General features: G+C 73.1%; 10 protein-coding genes and 1 pseudogene. 6 read left to right on the forward strand and 5 right to left on the reverse strand.

The window, feature by feature from the left end:
- Positions 1–337 precede the first annotated feature (337 nt).
- The 3 genes from E0D90_RS20395 to E0D90_RS20405 all read left to right on the forward strand — a co-directional run bounded on the left by E0D90_RS20395 (position 338) and on the right by E0D90_RS20405 (position 3,617).
- Complete coding sequence (locus E0D90_RS20395) at positions 338–1,522, forward strand: SAV2148 family HEPN domain-containing protein (protein ID WP_227870360.1); 1,185 nt, start codon at positions 338–340, stop codon at positions 1,520–1,522.
- 139 nt (positions 1,523–1,661) lie between these two features.
- The gene (locus tag E0D90_RS20400) at positions 1,662–2,831 is read left to right on the forward strand and encodes a CDP-alcohol phosphatidyltransferase family protein (protein ID WP_130799563.1); all 1,170 of its coding nucleotides are present in this window, start codon (positions 1,662–1,664) and stop codon (positions 2,829–2,831) included.
- Positions 2,832–3,005: 174 nt separating this feature from the next.
- Positions 3,006–3,617, forward strand: coding sequence for a DUF1697 domain-containing protein (locus tag E0D90_RS20405; protein WP_103528343.1), 612 nt, complete (start codon positions 3,006–3,008; stop codon positions 3,615–3,617).
- A gap of 27 nt (positions 3,618–3,644) precedes the next feature.
- Here E0D90_RS20405 and E0D90_RS20410 read toward each other — a convergent pair whose 3' ends face one another.
- Positions 3,645–4,181: a GNAT family N-acetyltransferase gene (locus E0D90_RS20410; protein ID WP_130799564.1), complete on the reverse strand. Its 537-nt coding sequence runs from the start codon at positions 4,179–4,181 to the stop codon at positions 3,645–3,647.
- A 170-nt stretch (positions 4,182–4,351) separates the two neighbouring features.
- On the opposite strand from E0D90_RS20410, the gene E0D90_RS20415 reads away from it, so the two are divergent.
- Positions 4,352–5,344 carry an NAD-dependent epimerase/dehydratase family protein gene (locus E0D90_RS20415; RefSeq protein ID WP_130799565.1) on the forward strand — a complete coding sequence of 331 codons (993 nt, stop codon included), beginning with the start codon at positions 4,352–4,354 and terminating at the stop codon, positions 5,342–5,344.
- A gap of 63 nt (positions 5,345–5,407) precedes the next feature.
- Here E0D90_RS20415 and E0D90_RS20420 read toward each other — a convergent pair whose 3' ends face one another.
- From E0D90_RS20420 to E0D90_RS20435, 4 genes and pseudogenes are all read right to left on the reverse strand, one after another.
- Positions 5,408–5,632, reverse strand: a complete 225-nt coding sequence (locus tag E0D90_RS20420; RefSeq protein WP_103501020.1) for a helix-turn-helix domain-containing protein — start codon at positions 5,630–5,632, stop codon at positions 5,408–5,410.
- A complete protein-coding gene (locus E0D90_RS20425) occupies positions 5,632–6,132 on the reverse strand; it encodes a DUF2975 domain-containing protein (RefSeq protein WP_130799566.1) in 501 nt (166 codons plus the stop codon). Before E0D90_RS20425 ends, E0D90_RS20420 begins: the two co-directional genes overlap by 1 nt.
- 149 nt (positions 6,133–6,281) lie before the next feature.
- Positions 6,282–6,570: pseudogene (locus E0D90_RS28435) on the reverse strand (IS630 family transposase); the annotation flags it as partial.
- Positions 6,571–6,810: 240 nt separating this feature from the next.
- The gene (locus E0D90_RS20435; protein ID WP_103501022.1) at positions 6,811–7,230 is read right to left on the reverse strand and encodes a hypothetical protein; all 420 of its coding nucleotides are present in this window, start codon (positions 7,228–7,230) and stop codon (positions 6,811–6,813) included.
- Between the two features lie 249 nt (positions 7,231–7,479).
- Between E0D90_RS20435 and E0D90_RS28505 the strand changes: the two genes are divergently transcribed.
- Both E0D90_RS28505 and ssuE read left to right on the forward strand, forming a co-directional pair.
- Positions 7,480–7,563: a putative leader peptide gene (locus E0D90_RS28505; protein WP_369008436.1), complete on the forward strand. Its 84-nt coding sequence runs from the start codon at positions 7,480–7,482 to the stop codon at positions 7,561–7,563.
- Positions 7,564–7,839: 276 nt separating this feature from the next.
- Positions 7,840–8,388, forward strand: coding sequence for an NADPH-dependent FMN reductase (gene ssuE, locus E0D90_RS20440; protein ID WP_103501023.1), 549 nt, complete (start codon positions 7,840–7,842; stop codon positions 8,386–8,388).
- Positions 8,389–8,655: the final 267 nt, after the last annotated feature.

Consider the following 8,655-nt stretch of genomic DNA (forward strand, 5'->3'; position numbering starts at 1 on the left):
GTCATCGGCGAGCCGTCTTTCGGGTCGGGTCGGTCGGAGCCGGTCCGGTGGGGGGCGCCGGCCGGTGGCTCGTTCCCGTGTACCGGCCACGGGGGACGACGACACTGGTCGCGCCCGGTGCGGACCGGGCGGCGGGGACGGGGCCGGACGCGCGCCGCCGCGTGAGCGGGACGCCGGGCCGTGGCGCTCAGCGCGGCGGTCCCGTCGCACGGGCTGCGGCCCGTGCCGCGCCCGCAGTAGGCTTCCTTGATCCATCGGCGGCGGACGAAGGCGGTGCGGGAGGGTGGGCTCTTCGGGGCGTGAGCTTCCGTCGGGGAGCGGGACGGACACGGCCGGCGTGGTGTCGGCCACCGCCATACCCCTGCCACGCCCGGTGGAGATCGGCGCCGACCTGAGCTGGACGCCGCAGGACTGGGCCGAGGTCCGGGTGCGGGTCGAGCGGGCCGGGCGCGCCTATGTCTGGCTCAACCTCGTCGAACAGCGGCTGCGGGCCGTGGTCGGGGCCGTGCTCCGCCCGGTGTACGAGCCGGTGCACGGCGAGGAGTGGGAGGTGGCGGCGGCGGGGCCCACCGGCCAGGAGTGGGTGCAGCGCGCCGCCGCGCTGCGGGAGGTGAGCCGCCGCAAGGGGCATGTGCTCGACCCCGCCGACGACACCGTGCTGGCCTTCCTCACCCTCCCGCAGCTGCGCGAGCTGATCGTCTCGCACTGGCCGTGCTTCTCCCCGTACCTGGAGAGCCGCCGTGAGCTGGAACTGACCCTGGACGAACTGGAGTCGGCGCGCAGCGCGGTCGCCCGCAACCGCGGGCTGAGCGGCATCGTGCTGGACCAGGCCGAGCGAGGCTGTGTGCGTCTGCTGCGGATGCTGGCGGCCGGTGACCCGGAACGCCCGGCGGACCGGCTGCCCGCGGACGCGGTGGAGCAGCTGGTCGGGGACCGGTTCACCGATGTCGCGGCGGTCCACGCGGACCGGGCGCGGCTCCAGCGCCGGCTGCCGCCCGAGGAGCTGTTCGCGGGTGCCCGCAGGCTGGACGCGGTGGGTACGGCACTCGGGCTGCTGGTGCAGAACTACCCCGGGCGGCGGCTGCAGCGGCTGGCCGACTCCGGGTGCCGCATCCGGCTGCTGTTCCTCAACCCCGCCAGCGGCACGATGCGCCGCCGGGAGCGCGAGCTGGGCCTGCGACGCGGCGAACTGAGCCGGGCGGTGGAGACCAGCATCCTTCATGTACGCAGAGTACGCAGTCGAGTGCGTGATGCGAAGGCATTCGGGATTCATGTGTTCGACGAGATCCCCCGGTTCAGTGCTTATTTCGTGGATTCCGACGGTCCGGACGGGGTCGCCGTGGTGCAGTCGTACCTGGGGCGCAGCCGAGGGATGGAGTCGCCCGCGCTGGTGCTGCGGCGGGCCGCGCGCGGTGTGGTGAGCGGCTCCGCGACGCACCGCGAGGAGGCCGAACCGGGCCTGTACGACGCCTATCTGGAGGACTTCGAGGCTCTTTGGGACGGTTCCCGTCCGGTCTCCTGACAGCCCGTGTCACCGGGGCGGACGCGGTGCCGCAGGTCGGGAGGGTGGACGGTTCGGGATGGCTCCGTTACCGGGCTTGCCATTTGACCCGGTCGCCTCATAGCGTCAGCCGGGCCCGCCCGCCGCCCGGAAGCAGACGATGCGCCAAGACATCCCCCCTATGACGTCCGTACGCCAGATCACGCAGAAGAAGCGTGACGCGTGGTGGACCGTCCTGCTCGTGGATCCCGTCGCCACCCCGCTGGTCCGCTGGACCGCGGTCTGGACGAGACTCACCCCCAACCAGATCACCTGGATGGCGCTCTTCCTCGGCCTCGGAGCCGCCGCCTGCTTCGCCACGGGCAGCTGGCTCTGGCTCGTGGCCGGTGCGCTGCTGTACCACCTGAGCTTCGTCCTGGACTGCATGGACGGCAAGCTGGCCCGGCTGACCGGCACCGGCTCGGTGTTCGGCGCCTGGCTCGACTACGTCTTCGACCGGATCCGGGTGCTGGCCTGCGCCGTCGCCCTGATGGGCGGTCAGTACTCACGCACCGGTGACGTCGTCTACATCTGGCTGGCGCTGGCCGTGGTGTTCCTGGACATGCTCCGGTACATCGACGCGCTCCAGATCTTCAAGGTCCGCCACGAGATGCGGAAGCAGATCAAGGCACGGGCGGAGCGCGCGGCCGCGGCGGACAACGCCATAGAGCTCGCCTTCATGGAGGACCTGCTCCGCGAGAACCCCGAGGCGGACACCGAACTCGACGACGCGCAGCGCCGCGGCGCCCGTACCGGTGAGGTGCCGGTCGTCCCTGCCGAGCAGGAGAGCACGGCCGCGCCGCAGCAGAGCGCGGTGCCCGGCCCCCGCTCCGGCGGCCCCGGCGCCCGGGGCAAGTCGGTGGTCGACCTGCACCGGGAGTTCCGCAGCCGCTTCCCCTGGTACCTGCGGGCCCGCTCCTTCCTGCTGCGCCACCGCATCCGCACCCACCTGGTCAGCGGTATCGAGTTCCAGATGGCGGTCTTCATCGTCGCGCCGCTGTTCAACGCGATCATCCCCGTCACCGTGGTGGCCGGCGCCCTGCTGCTGGTCTTCGAACTGGCCATCATCTACAAGCTCCAGCTCTCCACCCGCGACTTCGCGCGGACCATAAAGGACTTCGACGCGCAGGAGCGCCGCCGCGCCGCCGTGGAGCAGCAGGGCGCGGCCGTGCCGCACGCCGGGGAGTCCGCCACGGGTGGGTCGCGCGACGAGGACGGCTCGCCGGTGGCGCCGCGCGTCTCGGAGGAGAACGCCACCGCCCGCGCCCAGGAGGAGGCCGGCACCGTGTAGTCGCCCCGCCGTACCCCGCCCGCCGTTCGTACGGCGGCTCCCACGCGGCCGTGACGCCCCGGCGTCCGGCCGCGTCGGCGTGTCCGGGACCGGGCCGTCCGGCGGGACGAGCCGCCGTGCCGCCACACCTCCATCCGTCGCCATGGTGCCCCGCGCCGCGCGTACGCTGCCGCCATGACGGACGGGACGAGCGGCGGGACGAGCAGCGGGACGAAGGCCGCGACGACGGCCTATGTGGCGCTGCTGCGCGGCATCAACGTCGGCGGGGCACGGAAGGTCCCCATGGCGGGGCTGAGGCAGCTGCTGGCGGACCGTGGCTACGGCCGGGTGCGAACCCTGCTGCAGAGCGGGAACGCCGTGTTCACGGGGCCGGAGGCACCGACGGAACGGGTCACCGCCGAACTGGAGGCCGCGCTCGCCGACCGGTTCGGGTTCTCCGTCGACTGCCTGGTGCTGACGGCCCGGGAGTGGCGCGAGGCCGTCGGCCGTTGCCCGTTCCCCACGGAGCGGATCGAGCCCACCACCCTGCATGTGCTGTTCCTGGGCGGGCCGCCCGCGGACCATCCGATCGCGGCCTCGGACCCCGACCGGTTCGCTCCCGACGCCTTCCGCCTCGGAGAACACGAGATCTTCGTGCGCGTCCCCGACGGGCTGGGCCGCAGCGCGCTGGGACGGCTGATGGCCAAGCCGTGGCCGGGTGGCACCGCGACCGCCCGTAACTGGCGCACCGTGGTGCGGCTGCGGGAGCTGGCGGACGAGGCCGAGGCGGAGGCAGAGGCCGCCTGAGCACGGCCGGGTACGGCCGGGCACGGCTCAGCCGGGAGGCGGGTCGGTCGCCAGGCGGGCATGCAACTCCACGTCGTGCCGCTCCTCGCCGTAGCGCAGCTTGCCGCGCTGTAGTCCCTCGACGGCGAAGCCGGCCCGTCGCGCCACCCGGCACGAGGCCGGGTTGTTCACCCGGTGGCCAAGTTCCAGCCGGTACAGCCCCAGCGGTCCGAAGGCCCATCCGGCGAGCGCCGTCACGCCCTCGGTGGCGACACCGCGTCCGCGCGCCGCCTCCACGGTCCAGTACGACACCCAGCCGCAGCCGTGGTTGTGGTCGACCGACCCCACCTGGACGCAGCCGAGCAGCCCCTCCCGCCCGGTGACGGCCCAGGAGTAGGTGCGGCCCGACGCCCACTCCTCCGTCCGCTCGGCCAGCCAGCGCCGGGAGGCGGTGAGGTCGGTGACCGGCCGTGCCGTCTGGCGCTCCATCTGCTCCGTGGAGAACGCGGTCCGGACGCCGGGAGCGTCGTCCGCCCGCCAGGGCCGCAGCGTGAGGCCGCCGGGGGTGCTCAGGTGCTCGGTCATCGAAGGAGGCTATCGATGCCTCGGGGCACGGCTCAACGCCGGTATACCAGCCGTCGACCCGCCACCCACCGCACCCGTGCGCGGGCGCACGGGACGCGGTTACGCCGACGGCGATTCAGCCGACAGCATGACGGGCGCACTCCGGCCGCCGCGGCGGGCAGATTGGCCCCATGAGACTACTGATGCTGGGCGGGACGGGCTTCGTCGGACGCGCCGTGGTCGCCGAGGCACTGGCCCTGGGCTGGGAGGTCACGGCGCTGCACCGCGGCCGCCACGCGGACACCCCCGGGGTCCGCTCCCTGCGGGGCGACCGCACCTCCCCGGACGGCCTCACCGCGCTGGCCGGCGGGGAGTGGGACCTGGCGGTGGACACCTGGTCGGCCGCACCCACCGCCGTGCGCGACGCGACCCGACTGCTGGCCGACCGGGTGGGCCACTTCGCCTACGTCTCCTCGCGCTCCGTGTACGCCTTCCCGCGCCCCGAAGGCGCGGTGGGCCGGGCCGAGCGGTCGCCAGTGGTCGAGGCCGGCCCCGACGACCTGGCGACCACCTACCCCCGGGACAAGCGCGGCGCGGAGATCGCGGTGGAGCGGGCGTTCGGCGACCGGGGACTGCTGGCCCGCGCCGGCCTCATCCTCGGCCCGCACGAGGACATCGGCAGGCTGCCGTGGTGGCTGGAGCGCACCCGGCGCGGAGGCGACGTCCTGGCGCCCGGGCCACCGGACCTCCCCCTCCAGTACATCGACGCGCGCGATCTGGCCGCCTGGCTGCTGGACGCCGCGCGGCGTGGACTCGGAGGCGCCTACGACGTGGTGGCCGAACCCGGTCACGCCACCATGGAGTCGCTGCTGCGGGCCTGCGTGCGGGCCACCGGCGGCGGCGCCCGGCTGCGCTGGGCGGACCCGGAGGTCATCGAGGCGGCCGGGGTGGAACCGTGGTCGGAGCTGCCGGTGTGGCTGCCGCCGGGCGACCTGCACACGATGATGCACGGCGCGGACGTGGCCAAGGCCCTTGCGGCCGGGCTGCGGTGCCGGCCGGTTGAGGAGACCGTCGCCGACACCTGGGAGTGGCTGCGGCAGGTGGGCGCCGCGCCCCAGCGCCCGGACCGGCCGCGGGTCGGCCTCGCCCCGGAACGGGAGGCGGCGGTGCTGCGAACGCTGTGACGCGACGCGACGGCCCGGACAAAAAAACTCACCCGGCGTTCGAAGTCTGTGGCGAACCCTCGGTCATTGCTCGGGCGTCTCGCTGTCGGGCACCCAGCGCAGCACGTCGCCGGGCTGGCAGCCGAGTGTGCGGCAGATCGCGTCGAGTGTCGTGAACCGCACGGCTTTGGCGCGGCCGTTCTTCAACACAGCGATGTTCGCGGGCGTGATACCGACGGCTGCGGCGAACTCGCCGACCGACAGGTTGCGTTTGGCGAGCTGGACGTCGAGGTCGATGATGATCGCCATCAGACGACCTCGGCGATCTCGGTCTGCAGATCCGTCGCCTTGCGCAGCAGACCCTTCATGACGACGACGAGCATCGTGAACGCCGCGCCCACGCCGACGCACACGGCCGCCGCGCCCAGCTCGCCGATGGCCTGCATGGTGTTGTCGTCGGGCGAGGGGATGTCGCCCACGGCCAGATGCCCGGTGACCCCGAGCGCCAGCAGGGTCGCCACGAGCGAGGACCCGATGATGACGTCGACCCACCGGAAGGCTCGCAGTGTGAAGATCGCGTCCCGGCTGACCATGTCGAGCAGCATCCACGTGGCGACGAGCGCGACTTGGATGCAGGCGACCCCGATGACGGCCACGGCTGCGTACGGCACGGCGAACGGCTCATAGGGCGGGAAGCGGTCGACCTCGTGGGCGGCGGTCGTCGGGATGACCACGATCTGGCCGAAGAGACCGATCAGGATTGCTGCTGCGATTCCGAGGCGGAGCGCGCCGATGAAGAGCTGATTCATGCATTGATTATCGATAGATATCTATCGAAAGTCAATCGATCCGTGCGCGGCTGGGGCCTCCAGGTGCCGCGTCAGGCAGCGTTCGCCCTGTTGGTGATCTGGTGTAGGCGCTGATTGGCGGCGTGCTTGTTCTGCCAGGTGATGCAGCGGCGGAGCAGGATGCCCAGGCCCTCGTGGCTGATGGCGTCGACCACCCCCGAGGCAACCAGGAAGCCGGCCGGCCCGGCCAGGCTCCAGGTCGAGAACGGCAGGCCGTGCTCGACCGGCTCGGACTTGGCGGTCTTCTTGGTCTCCCGACGCTCAGGGAGGGTGAAGGTCTTCCGCCGGCTGCCCTGCTCGTCGCCAGGTCACCACCGACCCCGAGCCTCTACGGATCATCCGCAGCGGGCGTTTGCCCTCGCCGGCATCGAACTCCCGGACCCGCACCCGTTCAGCCACTTGATCAAGTCCGGCGGTCCGATACCGCCGGGCGCGGCAAACGGGTGACACGCCACAACGGGGCGAACGTTGGCGGGTGCGGCACTGGAGGCCGACGGTCTTCATCGCCCCACAAAGAGGTGGCAGCCGTGCACCGGCTCTCCTCAAGTCGGTGTCGCAGCTTTGCTCGTCGCCACCGGGCCGTGCGCATGCCTCCGTGAGGCTGGCGTCAGCCGGAGGCGACGACCGTGGGTGTGGGGGTCACTCCGGTGGGCCCTGCCAGGTGCGGCCCGCGACGACACAGGCCGTGCGTCCGCCGTGGCGCCAGTCGGCGGGGGCGCTCTGCAGCCGCTCCGCGAGGTCGAAGGCGTCCATGTTCTCCTGCGGTGAGCCGGGCACCGGTTCGCCCGCCAGCGCCAGCTGGAGGTTGGCCGCCTCCCAGCCGTCCTCGAACTCCCAGCGGTCGCCGGGCTGCACGAAGAGATCCTCGCCCACCCGGTCGGTGGTCTCCCCGACGAAGTCCAGGACCGCCCAGCCGCCCTCGTACCCGCAGCGCGGCTCCTCCTCCTGCTGGCCGGGCGTCAGGCGCCAGCCCGAGAGGGTCTGCGGCGACGGCGTCGAGGAGTCGCTCCCCGGACTGCCGAAGAACATCCAGGCACCCATGCTGATCAGAACCGACACGGCGATACCGCGCGGCGGCCATGATCCCGATCGTTCGACTGACGACTCCTCCGGCACGATGGCAGGCTAACCCCTCGGCACCCCCCACCGCAGCCGCGGCGTGCTCCCCGTCCGGGTGGACCGGACACATACCCCCGTCCGGGCTCGAACGGCGGTCCCGCGGCGGGCTGTTCCTCCCCGGGCATCCGGTATGCGAGACCGCCGGGGGACGTTCTTGACGCCGGACGGTGCCACTGCGATGCTCAACGAGTGAACAAGGCTGCCCATCTCGTCGTGCGTCTGCACGTCGACCTCCGCCGCCAGGCCAGCGCGCTCTGTGCCGCCGGCCGCTGAGCCACGGTCAGCCGCACTCTCCCCTCACCACCGCCGGCGCGCGCACCACGTGTGACGTGACCCGCGCCACCACCGGCGGCGGCACCCCCTTCCGGACAACCTGACTCCGGGCCGCGAGCGCCCGGCGCTCTCCCGTCGTCGTGCCCAGCGCGGCGGCGGGCGTCGCGTCCCACGCCCGCCGGAGCCGGGCGGGTGCCACGCGGCGGACCGGCCCGGCGCACCCTCGCGGAAACCCCTGACAGAAGCGCCGTGTTCACCCCTGCCCTGGAGTCACCCATGACGCAGATCCTCGCCGTCTCCGGACACGTCTCCGACCGGTCGCACACCGCGCTCCTGGTCGAGCACGCCATCGACCGCCTCTCCGCGAACGGCTTCGACGCCGCGCACCTCGCGGTCCGTGACCTGCCCGCGGAGGAACTGCTGCGCGGCCGGGTCGAGGCTCCCGAGATCAGCGCCGCCATCGACGCCGTCGCGCTCGCCGACGGCGTCATCGTGGCCACTCCGGTGCGGCAGGCGTCCTACTCCGGACTGCTGAAGACCTTCCTCGACCTGCTGCCCCGCTCCGCGCTGGCCGGCAAGACGGTGCTCCCGCTGGTCACCAGCGCGACCGTGGCCCACCTGCTCGCCATCGACTACGCGCTGCGCCCGGTGCTGGCCGCGCTCGGAGCCCGGCATGTGGTGGCCGGCTGCTTCCTGCTGGACCGTGACGTCGAGCGGCTGCCGCGCGGTGGCGCGAGGGTGCGGCCCGAGTGTCGGGCCCACCTCGCCGATGTCGTCGACGACTTCGTCGACGCGCTGCCCGTCCGGACCACCGTGCCGGCCTGACCCGCTCGCGGCCTCGCCCGCGCCGCCGGGACGTGGCCATCACCCGTGGCACGTCCCGGCCCGTCCCTCGCATCCCTGAGGATCCAAGGAGCCGATCATGCAGAACCCCTCCGCCCTCGCCGACGTCCTGCCGTTCACCCCGCAGATCGTCCCGCTGTCCGGCGACGCCCGCCCGGTGGCCGCCGACGACGGGGAGGAACGTCCGCCCCTGGTGGGCTATCTGGTGCTGGCGCCCGCCGGCACCGACCCGGCCGAGCTGCTCAGCGC

The sequence above is a fragment of the Streptomyces otsuchiensis genome (assembly GCF_004305975.1).
Lineage (GTDB): Bacteria > Actinomycetota > Actinomycetes > Streptomycetales > Streptomycetaceae > Streptomyces > Streptomyces otsuchiensis.

Coding starts and splice junctions, on each gene's coding strand:
- E0D90_RS20425 (WP_130799566.1), bottom strand. CDS start 6,132: ATGAATCAGCTCTTCATCGGCGCGCTCCGCCTCGGAATCGCAGCAGCA.
- E0D90_RS20415 (WP_130799565.1), top strand. CDS start 4,352: ATGAGACTACTGATGCTGGGCGGGACGGGCTTCGTCGGACGCGCCGTG.
- E0D90_RS20405 (WP_103528343.1), top strand. CDS start 3,006: ATGACGGACGGGACGAGCGGCGGGACGAGCAGCGGGACGAAGGCCGCG.
- E0D90_RS20420 (WP_103501020.1), bottom strand. CDS start 5,632: ATGGCGATCATCATCGACCTCGACGTCCAGCTCGCCAAACGCAACCTG.
- E0D90_RS20400 (WP_130799563.1), top strand. CDS start 1,662: ATGCGCCAAGACATCCCCCCTATGACGTCCGTACGCCAGATCACGCAG.
- ssuE (WP_103501023.1), top strand. CDS start 7,840: ATGACGCAGATCCTCGCCGTCTCCGGACACGTCTCCGACCGGTCGCAC.
- E0D90_RS20410 (WP_130799564.1), bottom strand. CDS start 4,181: ATGACCGAGCACCTGAGCACCCCCGGCGGCCTCACGCTGCGGCCCTGG.